This is a genomic window from uncultured Pseudomonas sp. (assembly GCF_913774235.1).
Taxonomy (GTDB): domain Bacteria; phylum Pseudomonadota; class Gammaproteobacteria; order Pseudomonadales; family Pseudomonadaceae; genus Chryseomonas.
The window spans coordinates 22,224-43,397 of the sequence record NZ_CAJYDW010000017.1 but is presented as its reverse complement, the minus strand read 5'-3'; the positions used below and the strand labels follow the sequence as shown (position 1 = coordinate 43,397).

Here is a 21,174-nt window from a genome sequence, read left to right as displayed (position 1 = left end):
GTTACTCCAAGCTGGCGCCATAGCCGAAGCCCGCGGCGGGCACCGCAGCGGTCTCCACCCAGACGCTCTTCACCTCGCTGTATTCGCGCAGGGCGTCGAGGCCGGAGGAACGGCCATAGCCGCTCTCGCCATAGCCACCGAAGGGCGAGCTGACGTGGATGGTCTTGTAGCCGTTGACCCAGAAGGTACCGGCGCGCACGCCGCGGGCCACCCGGTGGGCGCGACCGACGTCACGGGTCCAGACCGCACCAGCGAGACCGAAGCGACTGTCGTTGGCGATGCGGATGGCGTCGGCCTCGTCCTTGAAGGGAATGGCCACCACCACCGGCCCGAAGATCTCTTCCTGGGCGCAGGCCAGGCCGTTGTGACCGGCCAGCACGGTGGGATTGACGTAGTAACCGGTGCCGGCCGGCAGCGGCTCGACGCCATTGGCCACGTGCCGGGCGCCCTCGCCCAGGGCACCTTCCACCATCCGGCGCACGTGGGCGAATTGCTTGGCATTGTGAATCGGGCCGATCTGGGTCTCTGGATCGCTCGGGTCACCGACCTTGAATTGGCTGGCGGCACGGGCCACCGCCTGGATGAAGCGCTCGTAGATGGACTCCTGCACCAGCAGGCGCGAACCGGAGACGCAACTCTGGCCGGCGCCGGAGAAGATCGCCGCCTGGGCGCCTCGTACGGCCAGGTCCAGGTCGGCATCCTCGAAGACGATGTTGGCCGACTTGCCGCCCAGCTCCAGCACCACCGGGATGCAGCGCTGGGCCGCGGCGGCGGCGATGTGACGGCCGGTGGCCGGCGAGCCGACGAAGACCACCTTGCGGATGTCGGCGTGGGCGATCACCTGCTGGCCCACGGTATGGCCCTGGCCGGCGAGGACGTTGACCAGGCCCTTGGGCGCGCCGGCGCGTTCCACCAGCACGCCGAGCAGCAGCGAGGTCACCGGGGTCAGTTCGGAGGGCTTGAGGATCACCGCATTGCCGGCGGTGATGGCCGGGGCGATCTGCCAGCCACCGGTGAAGATCGGCGCGTTCCAGGGGGTGATCTGCAGCACCGTGCCTAGGGGTTCGTAGGTCACGTAGTTGAGGTGGCTGGTGGGTACCGGGATGACTTCGCCGTGCAGCTTGTCGGCCCAGCCGGCGTAGTACTCGAACATCTCGGCGACCTTGAGCACCTCGACGCGCGCATCGCGGATCGGCTTGTTGGCGGTCAGGGATTCCAGCTGCGCCAGGGCCTCGGCCTCTTCGCGGATCAGGGCGCCTACCTTGTAGATGATGCGTCCGCGCGCCTGGGCGGTCAGGGCGCGCCACTCCTCGCGCGCCCGGCGGGCGGCGGCATCGGCGCGCTCGACCACGGCCAGGTCGGCATCGGGGTAGCTGTAGGCGAGGCTGTCGTCATGGGCGTTGCGGACGTTGACCTGCTCGCCGCTGCCTTCGACGAATTCGCCGTCCACGTAGCTGGCGACCTGCTGGCGGTCGCCCCAGAAGGGCTTGAGCAATTCCAGAGCCTTGGCATTCATCATGATCATTCCCCCTTACCGAACAGGTCTTCGCTGGTGCGTCGCGCGATGGCGCAGAAATCCTCGCCATCGGCCAGGGTCTCGGCACTCGCCGCCCAGGCCTGGGCGGTGGCCGCGGCCAGCGGCAGGTCGAGGCCGAGTTCGGCGATGAGGTCGCGGGCCAGGCCCACGTCCTTGCGCATCAGGCCCATGGTGAAGCCGGAGTTGTAGGCCTTGTTCAGCACCCAGGTGGGGAACATGGCCTGGCTGGCGGCGCTGCGCCCGGAGCCGGCGTTGATGCCTTCGATCAGCTTTTCCGGGGCGACGCCAGCGCGGGCGGCCATGGTCACCGCCTCGGCGGTGGTGATCAGGTGCGCCGCGGCCAGCAGGTTGTTGGCGATCTTGGCGATGTTGCCGGCGCCCACGGTACCGACGTGCACGCGGGTCGCGCTCATGGCTTCCAGCGCCGGCAGCGCCTTGGCCAGGGCCGCCTCGCTACCGCCGATGACCATGGTCATGGTGCCGGCCGCGGCACCGGCGGGGCCGCCGGAGACCGGGGCATCGAGGAAGTCGGCGCCCACCTCGGCGAAGGCCGCCGCCACCCGGCGACTGGTTTCGGGGGTAGAAGTGGTGGTGTCGACCACCACGGTACCCGGCCGCACGCGACCGACCAGCCCCGCCTCGCCCAGGCACACGGCCTCGACATGCTCGGCCTTGGGTAGCGACAGCACGATGACGTCGCTGCTGGCGGCCAGGGCGGCCAGATCACCGGCGACGGCCACACCCTGGGCGGCGACCCGCTCGCAGGCCGCACTGGACGGGTCCAGCCCGATGACCGGTATGCCCTTGCGCGCCAGGGTGATCGCCATGTTGCCGCCCATGTTTCCGAGTCCGATTACCCCGACCTGACTGCCCATGCCTTGTTCTTCCTCTCTTCGCGGATGACGGTCGACCGGCCCGCTGGCCAGCCCTTGCGATCGAGTATGGGAGGCCCCAGGCATCACCACCAATACGGCATTCGGTCTTTCGTGTTGCGCGAAAGGCAACGGATCTGCCCTCGGCACCAGTACCGTGCAAAGCCCGATCAGCGTGCATCGCGCAGCCCCAAATCAGTGCATGCGACCATTCCTGAACGACCGGTCAGGCCAGCCGTCACTAGCCACCGCGCGGTCGCCCGCCCGCTGGCACAAATCCTGAAATGGCGTCTGCCGGGCCCCGAGCCCAGCCCAACAACAGCGCACGTCGCCAGGAGCCATTCGCATGAAGCGCCGCCCCCTACTGAAGACCACCCTCGCCGCCAGCGCCCTGCTCATGAGCGGCCTGTTTCCCTGGAGCGCCGCTCACGCCGCGGACACCATCAAGGTCGGCATCCTGCATTCGCTCTCCGGCACCATGGCCATCTCCGAGACCTCGCTCAAGGACATGGCGCTGATGACCATCGACGAGATCAACGCCAAGGGCGGGGTCCTGGGCAAGAAACTCGAACCCGTGGTGGTCGACCCGGCCTCCAACTGGCCGCTGTTCGCCGAGAAGGGCCGCCAACTGCTGACCCAGGACAAGGTCGCCGTCACCTTCGGCTGCTGGACCTCGGTGTCGCGCAAGTCGGTCCTGCCGGTCTTCGAGGAACTCAACGGTCTGCTGTTCTACCCGGTGCAGTACGAAGGCGAAGAGATGTCGCCCAACGTCTTCTACACCGGCGCGGCGCCGAACCAGCAGGCCATCCCGGCGGTGGAGTACCTGCTGAGCGAAGAAGGCGGCGGCGCCAAGCGCTTCTTCCTGCTGGGTACCGACTACGTGTACCCGCGCACCACCAACAAGATCCTGAGATCCTTCCTGCACAGCAAGGGCATCCAGGACAAGGATATCGAAGAGGTCTACACCCCCTTCGGCCACAGCGACTACCAGACCATCGTCGCCAACATCAAGAAGTTCTCCGCCGGCGGCAAGACCGCGGTGGTCTCCACCATCAACGGCGACTCCAACGTGCCCTTCTACAAGGAGCTGGGCAACCAGGGCCTGAAGGCCACCGACGTACCCGTGGTGGCCTTCTCGGTGGGCGAGGAAGAACTGCGCGGCATCGACACCAAGCCGCTGGTGGGCCAGTTGGCCGCCTGGAACTACTTCGAGTCGCTGGATAACCCGGTCAACAAGAAGTTCGTCGAGGCCTGGAAGGCCTACGCCAAGGCCAAGAACCTGCCCAACTACCAGACCGCCGTGACCAACGACCCCATGGAAGCCACCTACATCGGCATCCACATGTGGGCCCAGGCGGTGGAAAAGGCCGGCAGCACCGACGTCGACAAGGTGCGCGTGGCCATGGCCGGCCAGACCTTCGCCGCGCCGGACGGCTACACCGTGAAGATGGACGAGAAGAACCATCACCTGCACAAGCCGGTGATGATCGGCGAGGTCCAGGAAGACGGTCAGTTCAACGTCGTCTGGCAAACCCAGGGTCCGGTCCGCGCCCAGCCCTGGAGCCCCTACATCCCCGGCAACGACAAGAAGTCCGACGAACCGGTGAAGAGCGGCAAGTAACGGTCAGCCCTCACCCCCGGCCCCTCTCCCCCAGGGAGAGGGGAGCGAAGCCTGACAGGTGGCACCCCGCTCTTACCCCCTCTCCCCTTGGGAGAGGGTTGGGGTGAGGGCAAAAGGCGCGCCGAAGCCAACAGCTCTTCCCCCTTCCCCCCTGGGAAAGGGCTGGGGTGAGGGCCAAGGCGCTTCCCGCCAAGGCCGGACGCACCAGCTACACCAGAGCCCCCGCTTCTCCCTGGGAGAGGGCCGGGGTAAGGGTCAAGATGCTTCCCGCCAAGGCGGACGCACCAGCTATACCAGAGCCCTCGCTCTTCCCCCTCTCCCTCTGGGAGAGGGCCGGGGTGAGGGCCCGCCAGCGCACCCGGCCAGACCGCCGGGCGCCGGCGCCAGAAACAAGGCCACGCGCGCCCCTCCCTCGGGAGCCGACGCGCAGGAGCCTTTACCCACCGACGAGGCCGCGCATGTCCCTACGCCTTTTCCTTCTGCCCCTGCTCTTGCTGCTCGCCGGCACGGTCCAGGCCGGCCCCGCCGCCGATCTCGCCGCCGTCAGCGCCAGCGACCAGGCCAAACTGCTGCAGGACTGGGCCGCCGCGCCCGATCCCGCCCAGCTCCCGGTGCTTCAGGCACTGCAGGACGGTCGCCTCTACGTCGATGACGCCAAGCGCCCCTTCTACAAGACCGGCGACACCTTCGCCGCCGCCGAAGGCGAGGCCGCCGCGCCCGCCGGCACGCCCAAGCAGATCCGTCTGAACAACCGCCTACGGGTGCTCATCGGCGCCGCCCAGGCCAGCGGTGGCCTACTCTCCAGCGACGCCACCCAGCGCCTGGCCGCCGCCCAGGCATTGCGCCAGGAGGCCAAGCCCGAGCAACGGCCCTTCCTGGAAAAGCGTCTGCAGACCGAGGCCGACAAGGACGTGAAGGCCGCCCTCGCCGCCGCCCTGGCCAATCTGCAGCTGACCGATCCCGATCCCGCCGTGCGCCTGGCCGCGGTGCGGTTGCTCGGCGAATCCGGCGAGCCCCAGGCCAAGACCCGCCTGCAGGCCCTGCTCGATCCGGCCGTGGAAGCCAACGAAGACGTCCGCAAGGCCGCCGCCACCGGCCTTGCCCAGGTGGACCGCAAGCTGCTGCTGGGCGATCTGCTCGGCCAGGCCTTCACCGGGCTGTCGCTGGGCTCCATCCTGCTGCTGGCCGCCCTGGGCCTGGCCATCACCTATGGCCTGCTCGGCGTCATCAACATGGCCCACGGCGAGATGCTGATGCTCGGCGCCTACACCACCTACGTGGTGCAACTGACCCTGCAGCGTCTGGCCCCCGAGTGGCTGGCCTGGTATCCGTTGCTGGCGCTGCCGGTGGCCTTCCTGGTCACCGCCGCCATCGGCATGGCGCTGGAACGCACCGTGATCCGCCATCTCTATGGCCGGCCACTGGAAACCCTGCTGGCCACCTGGGGCATCAGCCTGATGCTGATCCAGGCGGTGCGGGTGCTGTTCGGCGCCCAGAACGTCGAGGTGGCCAACCCGGCCTGGCTGTCCGGTGGCATCCAGGTGCTGCCCAACCTGCTCCTGCCCTGGAACCGGGTGATCATCCTGGGCTTCGTGGTCTTCGTGCTGATCCTCACCTGGACCCTGCTGAACAAGACCCGCCTGGGCCTGAACGTGCGCGCCGTGACCCAGAACCGCAACATGGCCGCCTGCTGCGGCGTACCGACGGGCCACATCGACATGCTCGCCTTCGGCCTCGGTTCCGGCATCGCCGGCCTCGGCGGCGTGGCCCTGTCGCAGATCGGCAATGTCGGCCCCGACCTCGGCCAGAGCTACATCATCGACTCCTTCCTGGTGGTGGTGCTGGGCGGCGTCGGCCAACTGGCCGGCAGCGTGCTGGCGGCCTTCGGCCTGGGCATCCTCAACAAGATCCTCGAACCCCAGATCGGCGCCGTGCTGGGCAAGATCCTCATCCTCGGCCTGATCATCCTGTTCATCCAGAAAAGGCCCCAGGGCCTGTTCGCCCTCAAGGGGAGGGTCATCGATTGAACCAGCCACTCGCCCTCACCGCCGTGCAGAAAGTCGGTCCACGCCTGAGCCTGGCCGTGCTCGGCCTGGCCCTCGCCGTGCTGATCGCCCTGCCGCTGCTGTCCCTGCTGCCGGCCGACAACCCCCTGCAGGTCTCGGCCTACACCCTGACCCTGGTGGGCAAGATCCTCTGCTACGCCATCGTCGCCCTGGCCCTGGACCTGGTCTGGGGCTACGCCGGGATGCTCTCCCTCGGCCACGGGCTGTTCTTCGCCCTGGGCGGCTACGCCATGGGCATGTACCTGATGCGCCAGGCCGCCGGTGACGGCCTGCCGCCCTTCATGAGCTTCCTCTCCTGGACCAGCTATCCCTGGTTCTGGGCCGGCACCGACCACTTCCTCTGGGCCCTGTGTCTGGTGGTGCTGGCCCCCGGCCTGCTGGCCCTGGTATTCGGCTTCTTCGCCTTCCGCTCGAAGATCAAGGGCGTCTATTTCTCCATCATGACCCAGGCGCTGACCTTCGCCGGCATGCTGCTGTTCTTCCGCAACGAGACCGGCTTTGGCGGCAACAACGGCTTCACCGGCTTCACCACTCTGCTGGGCTTTCCGGTGGCGGCCCAGGGCACCCGCGCGGTGCTCTTCGCCCTCACCGTGGCGCTGCTGGTGGCCAGTCTCTGGCTGGGCTGGCGCCTGGCGCAGAGCAAGTTCGGCCGCATCCTCACGGCGATCCGCGACGCCGAGAACCGGGTGACCTTCTGCGGCTACGATCCGCGTGGCTTCAAGCTGTTCGTCTGGGTGCTCTCGGCGGTGCTCTGCGGCCTGGCCGGCGCCCTCTACGTGCCCCAGGTGGGCATCATCAACCCCAGCGAGATGGCCCCGACCAACTCCATCGAGGCCGCCATCTGGGTCGCCCTCGGCGGGCGCGGCAGCCTGATCGGCCCGGTGCTCGGCGCCGGCATCGTCAACGGCGCCAAGAGCTGGTTCACCGTGGCCTTTCCCGAGTACTGGCTGTTCTTCCTCGGCGCCCTGTTCATCGTCGTCACCCTCTACCTGCCGCGTGGCGTGATCGGCCTCATCAAGAAGGAGCGCGACGCATGAAAGCCGCCCCCGTTCCCCCCACGGCCGCCGAGCTGCTCGATCCCGGCATCGGTGGCGAAGCCAGCGGCCTCGGCCACCGCGCCGGCAAGGGCCTCGACACCCGCCACGGCACCATCCTCAGCCTGGAAGGCATCGAGGTCAGCTTCGACGGCTTCAAGGCCCTGCGCGACCTCAACCTCTACATCGGCGTCGGCGAATTGCGCTGCATCATCGGCCCCAATGGCGCCGGCAAGACCACCATGATGGACGTCATCACCGGCAAGACCCGCCCCGACCGCGGCACGGCCTGGTTCGGCGAGACCCTGGACCTCACCCGCCTGCAACCGGTGCAGATCGCCCAGGCCGGCATCGGCCGCAAGTTCCAGAAGCCCACGGTGTTCGAAGCTCTGACCGTCTGGGAGAACCTGGAACTGGCGCAGAAGACCGACAAGTCGGTCTGGGCCAGCCTCCGCGCCCGACTCGCCGGTGAACAGCGCGATCGCCTGGAAGAGGTGCTCACCACCATCCGCCTGCAGGACTCCCGCGGCCGCACGGCTGGCCTACTCTCCCACGGCCAGAAGCAATTCCTCGAGATCGGCATGCTGCTGGTGCAGGAGCCGCAACTCTTGCTGCTCGACGAACCCGTGGCCGGCATGACCGACGCCGAGACCGAATTCACCGCCGAGCTGTTCAAGTCGCTGGTGCCCAAGCACTCCTTGATGGTGGTGGAGCACGACATGGGCTTCGTCGGCAGCATCGCCGACCACGTCACCGTGCTGCACCAGGGCCACGTCCTGGCCGAAGGCTCGCTGGACCAGGTCCAGGCCAACGAACAGGTGATCGAGGTGTACCTGGGGCGCTGACGCTTCAGACTTGAGAATGCGCATCGCGGCCATGGGCCGCTCCTACCTGGAGCAGTCACATCGACGAACCGCCATGGCCACGAGCGGCACCCTATCCGTAGGAGCGGCCCATGGCCGCGATAGACAGACCTAACCGAGGCCCCCATGCTCCAGGTCAACGAACTCCATCAATACTACGGCGGTAGCCACATCTTGCGCGGCCTGTCCTTCGAGGCCCCCATCGGCGAGGTCACCAGCCTGCTCGGCCGCAACGGCGTCGGCAAGACCACCCTGCTGCGTTGCCTCATGGGTCTGATCCCGGCCAAGCGCGGCAGCGTCACCTGGGAAGGCCAGGACATCACTGCGCGCAAGCCCCACCAGCGGGTCCAGTCCGGCATCGCTTACGTGCCCCAGGGCCGGGAGATCTTTCCGCGTCTGACCGTCGAGGAAAACCTGCTCATGGGCCTGTCGCGCTTTCCTGCCCGGGAAGCCCGCGAGGTGCCCGAGTCCATCTACGAACTCTTCCCGGTGCTGCGGCAGATGCGCCAGCGTCGCGGCGGTGACCTCTCCGGCGGCCAGCAGCAACAACTGGCCATCGGCCGCGCCCTGGCCAGCCGTCCACGGCTGCTGATCCTCGACGAGCCCACCGAAGGCATCCAGCCCTCGGTGATCAAGGAGATCGGCACCGTCATCGCCCACCTGGCCAAGCGCGGCGACATGGCCATCCTGCTGGTGGAACAGTTCTACGACTTCGCCAGCGAACTGGCCGACAACTACCTGGTGATGTCCCGCGGCGAGATCGTCCAGCGCGGCCGTGGCAGCGACATGGAGGCCGAAGGCGTCCGCGGGCTGGTGGCGATCTGAGCCCGCGCGAAGGCACCGCGGTCGTCGTCGGCTGACCGCGGCGGCGCCCGATACAGCGGGCTCCGATCGCGGGCGATAATCGAACGCTTCCGCCGCCGACCGTCCTGCACCGATTGACGAAAGTAACCGCCTGGTACATTTTCTCTGCATCGCCGACCCGTTTCGGCCATAACAACAACACAGAGAAGCCCTCCATGTCTCGCCGTATCCTGGTCCTCAACGGCCCCAACCTGAATCTGCTCGGCACCCGCGAACCCGCTACCTACGGTCACGAAACCCTCGCCGACGTCGCCCGCCTGTGCGAACGCACCGCCGCCGCGGATGGCTATGAAGTCGACTTCCGCCAGACCAACCACGAAGGCGAACTGCTCGACTGGATCCACGCGGCCCGCGGCGCCTATGCCGGGGTGGTGATCAACCCCGCCGCCTGGACCCACACCTCGGTGGCCCTGCGCGACGCCCTGGTGGCCAGCGAACTGCCGGTCTACGAGGTGCACCTGTCCAACGTGCATCGTCGCGAGTCCTTCCGGCATCATTCCTATGTGTCGGGCATCGCCGTCGGCGTCATCTGCGGCCTCGGCAGCCAGGGCTATCGCGCTGCCATCGCCGCGCTCATCGCACACCAGGGGAATTGAGTCCATGACCGCACCCACCTCCGTCCTCGCCGGCCTCATCGGCGCCGGTATCCAGGCCTCGCTAACCCCCGCCATGCACGAGCGCGAGGGCGACGCCCAGGGCCTGAGATACCTCTATCGGCTGATCGACCTGGACGCCCTCGGCCTCAAGGCCGACGCCCTGCCCGAGCTGCTGCAGGCTGCCCAGCGCACCGGTTTCACCGGTCTCAACATCACCTTTCCCTGCAAGCAGGCGATCATCCCGCTGCTCGACGACCTCTCCCCCGAGGCCCGCGGCATCGGCGCAGTGAATACCGTGGTGCTGGCCGATGGCCGCGCGGTCGGTCACAACACCGACTGTCTGGGCTTCGCCGAGGGCTTCCGCCGTGGCCTGCCGGACGTGGCCAAGGGTCTGGTAGTGCAACTGGGTGCCGGCGGCGCTGGCAGCGCCGTGGCCCATGCCCTGCTCGCCGAGGGCGTGGACCAGCTGTTCATCTTCGACGTCGAGGCCGAGCGTGCCCAGGCGCTGGTGGACAACCTGACCCGCCACTTCGGCCCCGGCCGCGCCGCGGTCGGCACCGACCAGGCTGCCGCCGTTGCCGCCGCCGACGGCCTGGTCAACACCTCGCCGGTGGGCATGGCCAAGCTGCCCGGCCTACCGCTGCCGGCCGAGCTGCTGCACCCCGGCCTGTGGGTCGCCGAGATCATCTACTTCCCGCTGGAAACCGAACTGCTGCGCCACGCCCGCGCCCTTGGCTGCCGCACCCTGGACGGCGGCACCATGGCCGTATTCCAGGCGGTCAAGGCCTTCGAACTCTTCAGCGGCCGCACCGCCAACGCCGACCGCATGCAGGCCCACTTCGCCGAATTGCGCGGGTAGCGCGGTTTATCGCGGCCATGGCGGTCCGCCGATGCGGCCGGTCTTGGAGCAGATCATCTCATCGCGGCCATGGGCCGCTCCTACAGGTTATATCGGCGCCTGTAGGAGCGGCCCATGGCCGCGATAAGTTCTGCGGCAACAGCTACACCCACACCGCATCCCAAAACGGATAATCCCCTACCCGCCGCACCAACCCCGCCCGCACCGGATTGGCGACGATGTACCGTGCCACTCCTTGGACATCCTCCTCCGCCCGCAAGGCATGGTCGTGATAGGCGCGAGCCCACACAGCCCCTTTGGTATTGCGGATAGCATTGACCCGACGCGCACTCGCCGATTTGAGACGGAGCACCAGCTCTTCCAGGCTGAAGCACTCGCCTAGCGAAACCAGCCAGTGAACGTGATCCGGCATCAACACCCAGGCAAGCAACCTGGCGTCATCAAGCAGACGAGGATCGTTAAAGGCACGAGCCGCCGCGCACGCCAAATGGAACTCGGCAAACAGCGCCTGGCGATCCACGGTCGTGGAGGTAAGAAGATACAGCTGGCCAGGCAAAGAAACCCGGCCCCTGCGCAGCGCCGCATGGCGTGATGACATCGCTCGTCCTTGAGTGATGAAGATGAAGTCTTTCGGTCAATCCAATCGCGGCCATGGGCCGCTCCTACAGGTTCCGATATTTCCGTAGGAGCGGCCCATGGCCGCGATTAGAACCTATATCATCACCGCGGCATATTCGGTTGGCGCCGCGACTTCTTGCGCGGGCCGCCCTTGGCGTAGCCGGTGGCCTGGCCTTCCTGGCCCTTGTCCCAGGCCTTGCTGCCGTCGCTGGCGCGCGGTGGCAGGCCGGTGTGCTGGGTGAGGATACGCCCACTACCGGTGCCGGTCTTCTTGCTGCCCACCGGGGTGGAATTCTTGCGCCGGGCGCTCTGGTAGCCGCCGTCACCGACCGGCTGGGTGGCCGGGATCAGCTGGTGCTTGCCAGGGCCGATCAGATCGGCGCGGCCCATGCGCTCCAGCGCCTCGCGCAGCAGCGGCCAGCCCTTGGGATCGTGGTAGCGCAGGAAGGCCTTGTGCAGGCGGCGCTGCTGCTCGCTCTTGACGATGGTCACACCGTCGCTCTTGTAGGTGACCTTGCGCAGCGGATTCTTGCCCGAGTGGTACATGGCCGTGGCGGTGGCCATCGGCGAGGGATAGAAGGCCTGCACCTGATCCGCGCGGAAGCCGTTGCGCTTGAGCCACAGGGCGAGGTTCATCATGTCCTCGTCGGTGGTGCCCGGGTGCGCGGCGATGAAGTAGGGGATCAGGTACTGCTCCTTGCCCGCCTCCTTGGTGTACTTCTCGAACATCTGCTTGAAGCGGTCGTAGCTGCCGATGCCCGGCTTCATCATCTTGTCCAGCGGACCGCGCTCGGTGTGCTCGGGGGCGATCTTCAGGTAGCCGCCGACATGGTGGGTGACCAGTTCCTTGACATACTCGGGCGACTCCACGGCCAGGTCGTATCTCAGCCCCGAGGCGATCAGGATCTTCTTCACCCCCGGCAGCGCCCGCGCCTTGCGGTACAGCTCGATCAGCGACGAATGATCGGTGTTGAGGTTCTCGCAGATACCGGGGAACACGCACGACGGCTTGCGGCAGTGGCGCTCGATCTCCGGGTCCTTGCAGGCGATGCGGTACATGTTGGCGGTCGGCCCGCCCAGGTCCGAGACCACGCCGGTGAAGCCCGGTACCTTGTCGCGCATCTCCTCGATCTCGCGGATGATCGAGTCGTGGGAGCGATTCTGGATGATCCGGCCTTCGTGCTCGGTGATGGAGCAGAAGGTGCAGCCACCGAAGCAGCCACGCATGATGTTCACCGAGAAGCGGATCATCTCGTAGGCCGGGATCTTTTCCTTGCCATAGGCCGGGTGCGGCACCCGCGCATAGGGCATGCCGAACACATAGTCCATTTCCTCGGTGGTCATGGGGATGGGCGGCGGATTGAACCAGACGTCCACCTCGCCATGCTTCTGCACCAGGGCGCGGGCGTTGCCCGGGTTGGTCTCCAGGTGCAGCACGCGATTGGCGTGAGCATAGAGCACCGGGTCGTTGCGCACCTTCTCGAAGGACGGCAGGCGGATCACCGTCTTGTCGCGGGTCATGCGCGGGCTTTCCAGCAGCTGCACCACCTTGGCTTCGTTGGGGTCTTCGACTTCGCCTTTCGCCTGCTCGATGGCGCAGGCCTCGGTGTCCTGGGTATTGACGTAGGGGTTGATGATTTTGTCGACGCGACCGGGGCGGTCGATACGGGTCGAATCGACCTCGAACCAGCCCTCAGGGGTGTCCCGGCGGATGAAGGCGGTGCCGCGCACGTCGGTGATGGACTCGACCTGCTCGCCACGCGACAGCCGCTGGGCGATCTCCACGACCGCCCGCTCGGCGTTGCCATAGAGCAGGATATCGGCGGTGGCGTCCATCAGGATCGAGCGGCGCACCTTGTCCTGCCAGTAGTCGTAGTGGGCGATCCGGCGCAGCGAGGCCTCGATGCCGCCCAGCACGATAGGCACATGGCTGTAGGCTTCCTTGCAGCGCTGGCTGTAGACCAGGCTGGCACGATCCGGCCGCTTGCCGGCGACATTGCCCGGGGTATAGGCATCGTCGGAGCGGATCTTCTTGTCCGCGGTGTAGCGGTTGATCATGGAGTCCATGTTGCCCGCGGCCACACCGAAGAACAGATTCGGCTCGCCGAGCTTCATGAAGTCGTCCTTCGACTGCCAGGCCGGCTGGGCGATGATGCCCACGCGGAAACCCTGGGCCTCCAGCAGGCGGCCGATGATGGCCATGCCGAAGGACGGATGATCGACGTAGGCGTCCCCGGTGACGATGATGATGTCGCAGCTGTCCCAGCCGAGTTGGTCCATCTCCGCCCGACTCATGGGCAGGAACGGCGCCGGACCGAAGCACTCGGCCCAGTATTTCGGATAGTCGAACAGCGGCGTCGCGGCTTGCATGGCAGCTTCCGGGAAGGGGGTGTTTTGGAGGGCGCGCAGAATAGCACAAAAAATGACCAGTTCAGCCCCCGGACATCGATTGCCTTTGGCTATCGACGGTGGCTCTGGACCCGCCCTCACCCCAACCCTCTCCCCGAGGGAGAGGGGGCAAAAGCACCCCGCGCACCTACTTGTACCCCTCCCTAGGGGAGAGAGGGCCGTCAGGGAAACTCACTGGCAACCCCTGCCACGCTACGTTCTTCCCCCTCTCCCTCTGGGAGAGGGCCGGGGTGAGGGAAAGCTCACTCAGCGGCCCAACTCGACAGGAGTGCTACCATAGCCCCCCGCTCCCCCTCACCACCGAGACACCCCCGTCCATGTCCCAGCCCCAACCCGCCGCCGGCCAGTTGCAGCGCGGCCTGAAGAATCGTCATATCCAGTTGATCGCCCTCGGCGGGGCCATCGGCACCGGTCTGTTCCTCGGCTCGGCCGGGGTCCTCAAGTCGGCCGGTCCGGCGATGATCCTCGGCTACGCCATCGCCGGCTTCATCGCCTTCCTGATCATGCGCCAGCTCGGCGAGATGATCGTCGAGGAGCCCGTGGCCGGTTCCTTCAGCCACTTCGCCAGTCGCTACTGGGGCCGCTTCCCGGGCTTTCTCTCCGGCTGGAACTACTGGGTGCTCTATGTGCTGGTGGGCATGTCGGAACTCACCGCGGTGGGCAAGTACGTGCAGTACTGGTGGCCCGAGGTGCCGACCTGGGCCAGCGCCCTGGTGTTCTTCGTGCTGGTCAACGCCATCAACCTGTTCAACGTGAAGGCCTTCGGCGAGACCGAATTCTGGTTCGCCCTGATCAAGGTGGTGGCCATCCTCGGCATGATGGCCTTCGGCCTCTGGCTGCTGATCAGCGGCGCCGGCGGACCCGAGGCCTCGGTGAGCAACCTCTGGAGCCATGGCGGCTTCCTGCCCAATGGCTGGAGCGGTCTGTTCGCGGTGCTGGCGATCATCATGTTCTCCTTCGGCGGCCTGGAGCTGGTGGGCATCACCGCCGCCGAAGCCGACCAGCCGCGCAGCGTCATCCCCAAGGCCATCAACCAGGTGGTCTGGCGCATCCTGATCTTCTATGTCGGCGCCCTGACCATCCTGCTCTCGCTGCACCCTTGGGACGAACTGGTGCGCAGCATCGGCGCCGGCGGTGACGACTATGCCGGCAGCCCCTTCGTGCAGACCTTCGCCCTGCTCGGCAGCGACACCGCCGCCCACCTGCTCAACTTCGTAGTGCTGACCGCGGCGCTATCGGTCTACAACAGCGGCGTCTACTGCACCAGCCGCATGCTCTACGGCCTGGCCGAACAGGGCGACGCCCCACGCGCGCTCTTGCGTACCAATCGCCGTGGCGTACCGCTGCTGGGCATCGCGGTGTCCTCGGCGGTGACCCTGCTCTGCGTGGTGGTCAACTACCTGCTGCCGCAGAATGCCCTGGAGCTGCTGATGTCGCTGGTAGTGGCCTCGCTGGTGATCGCCTGGGCGCTGATCAGCCTGACCCACCTGAAATTCTGCGCCGCCCAGCGCCAGGCTGGCCGCACCTCGCACTTCCCGGCGTTCTGGTCGCCCTTCGCCAACTGGCTGTGCCTGGCCTTCGTCGGCATGATCCTGGTGCTGATGCTGCGCATCCCCGGCATCGCCGTCTCGGTCTATGCCATTCCGGTCTGGCTGGCCTTCCTATTCCTCTGCTTCAAGCTGCGCCGGGGCTGATCACCCCTGATCTCTCGCAGGCCGATGTTGGCGGGACGCCATTGATCGCGGCGGTGGCGGTCCACCGATGCGGCCGCTCCTGTCAGGCAAACTATCGCGGCCACGGGCCCCTCCTACAGGGGTGTCTGTACCCGTAGGAGCGGCCCATGGCCGCGATGGCCTAAGGCACCTAGCCGAGCCTGGCCTGGGTGGGCTTCGACCCTACTCGAAGGGTATCCACGGCGGTCGCGGCTTCATGATGATGCAGCCGTCCTCCCCCACCGCCCAGATGTCGTAATACAGGTTGTCCACCAGCCGCACCCCGGCGCCGGGTACCGCCACGCGCTGGGTGCAGCTGTCACTGTCGGCATCGTCGATCACCCCCAGGTCCTGCAAACGCTCGGCGATCATGAAGTTGCCCGGCGACAGGCCGAGGATGAAGGGAAGCGCCGGCAATTGTTCGAGCGTCCGGTGCGCCAGGGGTAGCCAGGTCGCCTCCAACGGGCCGCCGGTCCAGAGGATGCGCTTGAACTGGCGCAACTGAGGCTTGCTGCTGAGATCGTGGCGCAGCTCCTGCACCAACTCCCGCTCGAAGGTCTTCTGCGCCGACAGCACCTGGCCGTAGGCATAGGCCAGCGACAGCATCCACAGCAGCGGCAGGATCACCAGCCACTCCAGGCGCGGTACCAGCCGCTCCAACAGATCGTGGGCGAGTAGCAGGCCCAGCATCAGCACCACCGCCAGCCCCATCAGCGTCCGCGCTTCGAGGATGAAATCGCGGAACAGCAGGGTGATGCCGGCCACGCAAAGCGCCAGCACCGGCAGGGTCGCGCCGTACAGCACCAGCGCCGGCAGCGCCCGCTGACCATAGGCACGCGCATAGGCCAGCGCCCCCAGCGCAAAGCCCAGGACGGCGAGACTGCCGAAGATGATCCACAGCCAGGTATTGCCGGGCGTCAGCAGCAGCTCGACGCTGCGCAGGACCTCGCCCAGCCGCTGCCAGAGGATGGCCAGTAGGCTATCGCCCAGCCCGGCGTGGCGATCGGTGGTCACCAGTTGATAGGCGGTCAGATAGTAAAACAGCAGGCCCAACAGCAGTTGCGCGACCTGCCGCACCACCAGGCGCAAGAGCCGCTCCGGCGCCACGCGCCGCTGCACCCCGCGGATCAGCTCCAGGCAACAGAGTCCGATGAAGACGTTGAGCGCCACCTGGTAGAAGGCGACGGCCGCCGCCAGCAGTATCGCCGGCGCCAGCAGCAGCACCAGGGTATGCCGGCTGCGGAACAAGACCGCGTAGATCACCGCGACCAGGCTCAACGCCATGGCCGGACCGTCATACTGATAGGTCAGATTGCCCAGCCAGAACGGCGAGAACCACAGCGGCAGGATGGCCAGGCACTGGGTCGGCCGCGGCGCGCCGAAGTAGTGCCGCGCCAGGTCGCTCAAGGCCAAGGCCGCGACGACACTCACCAGCAACAGCGGTAGGGGAAAGATATTGAGGGTCGTGCCGCTGAAGGTCAGCAGCCGATAGAACATCTCGGTGAGCACCCGCCCCTGCTGACGCCATTCCAGGCCGTTCTGCAACTGGATGCGCCAGTTGTCGTCGACATAGGGAAAGTCGGCGAGGATGAATGGCAAGACGAACAACAGGATCGCGAGGAGAAAGAACAGCCGGGTCTGTAGCGGGGTCAACGTCCGATTCAAGATTCCGTTCCTAGCGGAGAACAGGAGGCCTGCACGGTCGGCGGCAGGCGTGAAGGACCATCGGCCCCGCGCACGGCCGCCGGCGGCAGAGCTCTTGCGGAGCGCGATCAACGGAGACACGCGGGAGCGAGAGGGCGTACTGCCTGAACCCGCTCCCTCACGGTCAGCGCCGAGACAGACTCTGCCAGTTCGTCATCGGCTTGTCATCGTGCTCGTCCATCGCTATCCGCCGCTCTAGGCAGAGGCTTTACTTCTGGAGCGCCAGGCGGCAGATGCGCTCGCACAGTTCATCGAAATCGATACCCACCGCCGCCGCCGATTGCGGCAACAGACTGGTGGCGGTCATGCCCGGCAGGGTATTGACCTCCAGGCACCAGAGGCGCCCCTCGGCGTCCAGGCGGAAGTCCGCGCGGCTGTAGCCGTCGAGCTTGAGCGCCCGGTGCGCAGCCAGGGCCAGGCGCCGTGCTTCCTCGGCGATCTCCGGCGAGACCTCGGCCGGGAACACCTCGACCGCGCCCTGGGGCTGGTACTTGCTGGTGTAGTCGAACACGCCGCTCTGGCCGAGGACGATCTCGCCCACCGCCAGCGGCTGGTCGCCCAGCACGCCTACGGTCAGCTCGCGCCCGGCGACGAAACGCTCGATCATCACCTCACGGTCATAACGCAGCGCCAGCTCGATGGCCGGCTGCAGGTCTTCGGCGCGGCTGACCTTGCTCAGGCCCACGGTCGAGCCCTGCTGGCTCGGCTTGACGATCACCGGAAAACCCAGGGTGTCGGCCACGGTCTGGGCGTCCACCGGCGCCATCAGCCAGTCGGCGGTGCCCACGCCCGCAGCGCGGAACAGCCGCTTGCTGAGGTCCTTGTCCATGGCCACCGCACTCCCCACCCGGCCGCTGCCGGTGTAGCGCAATTCGGCCAGGTCGAGGAGGGTCTGCAGGGTACCGTTCTCGCCGGTCCCGCCGTGCAGGGCGAGGAACAGCAGATCCTGGTCGCCCAGCTGCGCCCGGCTGAGCACGGCACCGGCATCCTGGCCGCGCATCCGCACCAGGGCGGTCCGCTCCGGCGGTTCGAGGCCGACCCGGGCTTCCAGCAAGGCTCGCTCGGCGTCTTCGTCGAGCAGGCCCAGGGCGGTGTCCACGGTCACTACCTGATGCCCGCGCCGGCGCAGCGCCGCCACCACCTGGGCACCGCTGGCGATGGACACGTCGCGCTCCTCGCTGGTGCCGCCGAGCAGGACCGCGATCTTCAGCTTGTCCTTGACCATCATTCGTCCTCGAAAACGTAGCTACCGGGCGCGAGATTCTCGAACCGGGTGTATTTGCCGATAAAGGCCAGCCGCGTGGTGCCAATCGGACCGTTACGCTGCTTGCCGATGATGATTTCCGCCACGCCCTTGTACTCGGTCTCCGGGTGGTACACCTCATCCCGGTAGACGAACATGATGACGTCGGCGTCCTGCTCGATGGCGCCCGATTCACGCAGGTCGGAGTTCACCGGGCGCTTGTTCGGCCGCTGCTCCAGCGAGCGGTTGAGCTGGGAGAGCGCCACCACCGGGCAGTTGAATTCCTTGGCCAGGCCCTTGAGCGAGCGGGAGATCTCGGAGATCTCGTTGGTCCGGTTCTCGCCACTGCTGCCGCCGATCTGCATCAACTGCAGGTAGTCCACCATGATCAGCGCCAGATCGCCGTGCTCGCGCACCAGACGGCGGGTCCGGGCGCGCATTTCCGAGGGACTGATGCCGGCGGTATCGTCGATGAACAGCTTGCGGTCGTTGAGCAGGTTGACCGCCGAGGTCAGCCGCGGCCAGTCGTCATCGTCCAGCTTGCCGGAGCGCACCTTGGTCTGGTCGATGCGGCCGAGGGACGACAGCATCCGCAGCACGATGGAGTCGGCGGGCATCTCCAGCGAGAACACCAGCACCGCCTTGTCGGTACGCAGCACCGCGTTCTCCACCAGGTTCATGGCGAAGGTGGTCTTGCCCATGGACGGGCGGCCGGCAACAATGATCAGGTCGGCCGGCTGCAGGCCGCTGGTCTTTTCGTCCAGGTCGGCGAAACCGGTGGACACCCCAGTGATGGCGTCGCTGGAGTTGAACAGGGTGTCGATGCGGTCGATGGCCTTGGTCAGGATGTCGTTCACCCCGACCGGACCGCCGGATTTGGGTCGTGCTTCGGCGATCTCGAAGATCTTGCGCTCGGCTTCGTCGAGCAGCTCGTTGGCACCGCGCCCTTCCGGGTTGTAGGCGCTGTCGGCGATGTCGGCGCTGATGCCGATCAACTGCCGCAGGGTGGCCCGCTCGCGGACGATCTGCGCATAGGCCTTGATGTTGGCCACCGAGGGCGTGTTCCGCGCGAGTTCGGCCAGATAGGCCAGGCCACCCACCTGGGACAGCTGGCCTTCGTTGTCCAGCTGCTCGGACAGGGTCACCACGTCGAAGGGCTGGTTGCGCTCGGCCAGACGGGCCACGGCGCGGAAGATGAGTCGGTGGTCGTGGCGATAGAAGTCGCCATCGGACACCTGATCGAGGACACGCTCCCAGGCGTTGTTGTCCAGCATCAGACCACCCAGCACGGCCTGTTCGGCCTCGATGGAGTGCGGCGGGACCTTGAGGGCAGCGGTCTGCAGATCGTACTGCTCGGGCAGGGAAATCTCGTTCATGCGCAGGTCTTGGGCCCCCATTGCGGGCGGCGAAGTGATTTTCGAAACGGCAGAAAAGACAAAGGGCACGTCACTGCCTTGGCAATGACGTGCCCGATTGTCGGCAGACCGGCGCCGGGGCGCAAGTCCGCCAGTCAGGCGACGGCGCGCTTATTCAGCGACGACGACGACCTTGACGGTCGCTTCGACGTCGGTGTGCAGGTGCACTTCGACGTCGTATTCGCCGGTGTTACGCAGCGCGCCGTTGGGCAGGCGAACTTCGCTCTTGTCCAGCTCGACGCCAGCGGCGCTGACGGCTTCGGCGATGTCGCGGGTGCCGATGGAACCGAACAGCTTGCCTTCGTCGCCGGAGTTGGCGGCGATGGTCACGGTCAGTTCAGCCAGCTTGGCGGCACGGGCGTCGGCCTGGGCCTTCTTCTCGGCAGCCTGCTTCTCGAGCTCGGCACGACGAGCTTCGAAAGCCTCGACGTTGGCAGCGGTGGCTGCGGTGGCCTTGCCCTGCGGCAGCAGGAAGTTACGGGCGTAGCCGCCCTTGACGTTCACTTTGTCGCCCAGGTTGCCCAGGTTGGCGATCTTTTCCAGCAGGATGACATCCATTGAGTCTTTCCTCTTAACTTTTAACCTTCACCGTCCGTAGGACCCTGCGGCTCTTGCACAGACCGTCCACGGAAATCGAACACGCTATCGATCACAGCCAGAATCACCAACAACGGATAGATCAACTGCCCGAACAGCAGCAGCGTCACGTACAGCCCCACCAGCCAGAATCCCGCCAGGCGCTTGGCCGCCACCAGTCCGTGCAGCAGGGCAATACCGGCGAACGCCAGCGGCACACTGCACAGCGGGGTCAGCAGGCCAAGCCCACTGCCCAGGTTCGGCGCCAGCACCAGTAGGGCCAGCAGACCGAGGGCGATGGCCGGACGCAGACGCAGGGCCCGGAACTCGCGGCCAAACCCCTTCGGGTTGTACAGCGCCGCCTGCCAGTAGCGCCCCAGCATCAGGCACAGCAGGCAGGTGATCTGGAAGAACGCCGCCATCAGGCCGGTCAGCACGGGCAGCAGCAACTGCTGCAACTGCGCCTGCTTTTCCGGCGGCAACTGCGCTGCGCTCGGGCCCAGCACCTGGGGCAACATCTGGCGGATGGTATCCGCCAGCTCGTTGATCCCCGCGGCGTAGACCTGTCCCAGCACCAGGGCGAAGACCAACCCCAGGGGAACGCTGGCCAACAGCACCCGCGTCCAGGACAGACTCTGGCGCAAGATGGCCGCCAGCAGCGTCGAACCCAGCACCACCAGCAGGATGCTGGCGTCGCCCCAGTACAACCAGAACAGCGCCGGCAGCAGGGCCCAGATCAGCACCCCGGCCGCCGCAGCAGGTCCCCGGCGCAACAGCACCAGGCTGCCACCGGCAGCGGTCATCCAGTACAGCAGCGGCACGACCGCTCCCAACACCACCACCAGGGTGGCCTGGGTACGCCCGCGCATGATGAACTCAGCCAGAGGCCGCATGCCGTGTTTATCCGTTATCCGTGCTCAGGCGTCGATCAACGACCGTGGCTGTCGGTGTAGGGCAGCAGGGCCAGGTAACGGGCACGCTTGATGGCGGCGCCCAGCTGACGCTGGTACTTGGCCTTGGTGCCAGTGATACGGCTCGGGACGATCTTGCCGGTTTCGGAGATGTAGGCCTTCAGGGTGTTGAGATCCTTGTAGTCGATCTCTTTCACGCCTTCGGCGGTGAAACGGCAGAACTTACGACGACGGAAGAAACGTGCCATGACAATGATTCCTCGCTAGATCCAGA

18 protein-coding genes are annotated in these 21,174 nt (G+C 66.7%); 8 read left to right on the top strand and 10 right to left on the bottom strand.

Annotation, left to right across the window (positions count from 1 at the left end; translation table 11 throughout):
• Nucleotide 1: 1 nt before the first annotated feature.
• On the bottom strand, nt 2-1,519 hold the full coding sequence (locus QZ471_RS17260) for an aldehyde dehydrogenase family protein (RefSeq protein ID WP_295466038.1): 1,518 nt from the start codon (nt 1,517-1,519) through the stop codon (nt 2-4).
• A 2-nt stretch (nt 1,520-1,521) separates the two neighbouring features.
• Nucleotides 1,522-2,496: an NAD(P)-dependent oxidoreductase gene (locus QZ471_RS17255; RefSeq protein ID WP_295466035.1), complete on the bottom strand. Its 975-nt coding sequence runs from the start codon at nt 2,494-2,496 to the stop codon at nt 1,522-1,524.
• Nucleotides 2,497-2,755: 259 nt separating this feature from the next.
• Between QZ471_RS17255 and urtA the strand changes: the two genes are divergently transcribed.
• The 7 genes from urtA (at nt 2,756) to QZ471_RS17220 (ending at nt 10,312) form a co-directional block, all read left to right on the top strand.
• Nucleotides 2,756-4,030 carry an urea ABC transporter substrate-binding protein gene (gene urtA / locus QZ471_RS17250; protein WP_295466033.1) on the top strand — a complete coding sequence of 425 codons (1,275 nt, stop codon included), beginning with the start codon at nt 2,756-2,758 and terminating at the stop codon, nt 4,028-4,030.
• Nucleotides 4,031-4,488: 458 nt separating this feature from the next.
• Nucleotides 4,489-6,057, top strand: a complete 1,569-nt coding sequence (gene urtB / locus QZ471_RS17245; protein ID WP_295466032.1) for an urea ABC transporter permease subunit UrtB — start codon at nt 4,489-4,491, stop codon at nt 6,055-6,057.
• Nucleotides 6,054-7,133: an urea ABC transporter permease subunit UrtC gene (gene urtC / locus QZ471_RS17240; protein ID WP_295466030.1), complete on the top strand. Its 1,080-nt coding sequence runs from the start codon at nt 6,054-6,056 to the stop codon at nt 7,131-7,133. Before urtB ends, urtC begins: the two co-directional genes overlap by 4 nt.
• Complete coding sequence (gene urtD, locus QZ471_RS17235; protein ID WP_295466028.1) at nt 7,130-7,975, top strand: urea ABC transporter ATP-binding protein UrtD; 846 nt, start codon at nt 7,130-7,132, stop codon at nt 7,973-7,975. The genes urtC and urtD overlap by 4 nt, the downstream gene beginning before the upstream one ends.
• A 144-nt stretch (nt 7,976-8,119) precedes the next feature.
• Nucleotides 8,120-8,818: an urea ABC transporter ATP-binding subunit UrtE gene (gene urtE / locus QZ471_RS17230; protein ID WP_295466026.1), complete on the top strand. Its 699-nt coding sequence runs from the start codon at nt 8,120-8,122 to the stop codon at nt 8,816-8,818.
• A 194-nt stretch (nt 8,819-9,012) separates the two neighbouring features.
• The gene (aroQ, locus tag QZ471_RS17225) at nt 9,013-9,453 is read left to right on the top strand and encodes a type II 3-dehydroquinate dehydratase (protein ID WP_295466024.1); all 441 of its coding nucleotides are present in this window, start codon (nt 9,013-9,015) and stop codon (nt 9,451-9,453) included.
• A 4-nt stretch (nt 9,454-9,457) separates the two neighbouring features.
• Entirely contained in the window at nt 9,458-10,312 is an 855-nt protein-coding gene (locus QZ471_RS17220; protein WP_295466022.1) for a shikimate dehydrogenase, read from the top strand.
• A 142-nt stretch (nt 10,313-10,454) separates the two neighbouring features.
• Here QZ471_RS17220 and QZ471_RS17215 read toward each other — a convergent pair whose 3' ends face one another.
• Complete coding sequence (locus QZ471_RS17215; protein ID WP_295466020.1) at nt 10,455-10,910, bottom strand: transposase; 456 nt, start codon at nt 10,908-10,910, stop codon at nt 10,455-10,457.
• Between the two features lie 122 nt (nt 10,911-11,032).
• Nucleotides 11,033-13,300 carry a YgiQ family radical SAM protein gene (locus QZ471_RS17210; protein WP_295466018.1) on the bottom strand — a complete coding sequence of 756 codons (2,268 nt, stop codon included), beginning with the start codon at nt 13,298-13,300 and terminating at the stop codon, nt 11,033-11,035.
• A gap of 356 nt (nt 13,301-13,656) precedes the next feature.
• Here QZ471_RS17210 and QZ471_RS17205 point away from each other — a divergent pair, with 356 nt between their 5' ends.
• Nucleotides 13,657-15,033 carry an amino acid permease gene (locus tag QZ471_RS17205; protein WP_295466016.1) on the top strand — a complete coding sequence of 459 codons (1,377 nt, stop codon included), beginning with the start codon at nt 13,657-13,659 and terminating at the stop codon, nt 15,031-15,033.
• Between the two features lie 201 nt (nt 15,034-15,234).
• Here the strand turns inward: QZ471_RS17205 and QZ471_RS17200 are convergent, their stop codons facing one another.
• The 6 genes from QZ471_RS17200 to rpsR form a co-directional block, all read right to left on the bottom strand.
• The gene (locus QZ471_RS17200; RefSeq protein WP_295466014.1) at nt 15,235-16,716 is read right to left on the bottom strand and encodes a glucosyltransferase domain-containing protein; all 1,482 of its coding nucleotides are present in this window, start codon (nt 16,714-16,716) and stop codon (nt 15,235-15,237) included.
• Between the two features lie 247 nt (nt 16,717-16,963).
• A complete protein-coding gene (locus QZ471_RS17195; RefSeq protein WP_363287534.1) occupies nt 16,964-17,980 on the bottom strand; it encodes a D-alanine--D-alanine ligase in 1,017 nt (338 codons plus the stop codon).
• Nucleotides 17,980-19,374: a replicative DNA helicase gene (dnaB, locus tag QZ471_RS17190; RefSeq protein WP_059231674.1), complete on the bottom strand. Its 1,395-nt coding sequence runs from the start codon at nt 19,372-19,374 to the stop codon at nt 17,980-17,982. Before dnaB ends, QZ471_RS17195 begins: the two co-directional genes overlap by 1 nt.
• A gap of 150 nt (nt 19,375-19,524) precedes the next feature.
• On the bottom strand, nt 19,525-19,971 hold the full coding sequence (gene rplI / locus QZ471_RS17185) for a 50S ribosomal protein L9 (protein ID WP_059231672.1): 447 nt from the start codon (nt 19,969-19,971) through the stop codon (nt 19,525-19,527).
• A gap of 20 nt (nt 19,972-19,991) precedes the next feature.
• Entirely contained in the window at nt 19,992-20,882 is an 891-nt protein-coding gene (locus QZ471_RS17180; protein WP_295466009.1) for a hypothetical protein, read from the bottom strand.
• A gap of 35 nt (nt 20,883-20,917) precedes the next feature.
• Nucleotides 20,918-21,148, bottom strand: a complete 231-nt coding sequence (rpsR, locus tag QZ471_RS17175; RefSeq protein ID WP_058765609.1) for a 30S ribosomal protein S18 — start codon at nt 21,146-21,148, stop codon at nt 20,918-20,920.
• Nucleotides 21,149-21,174 lie beyond the last annotated feature (26 nt).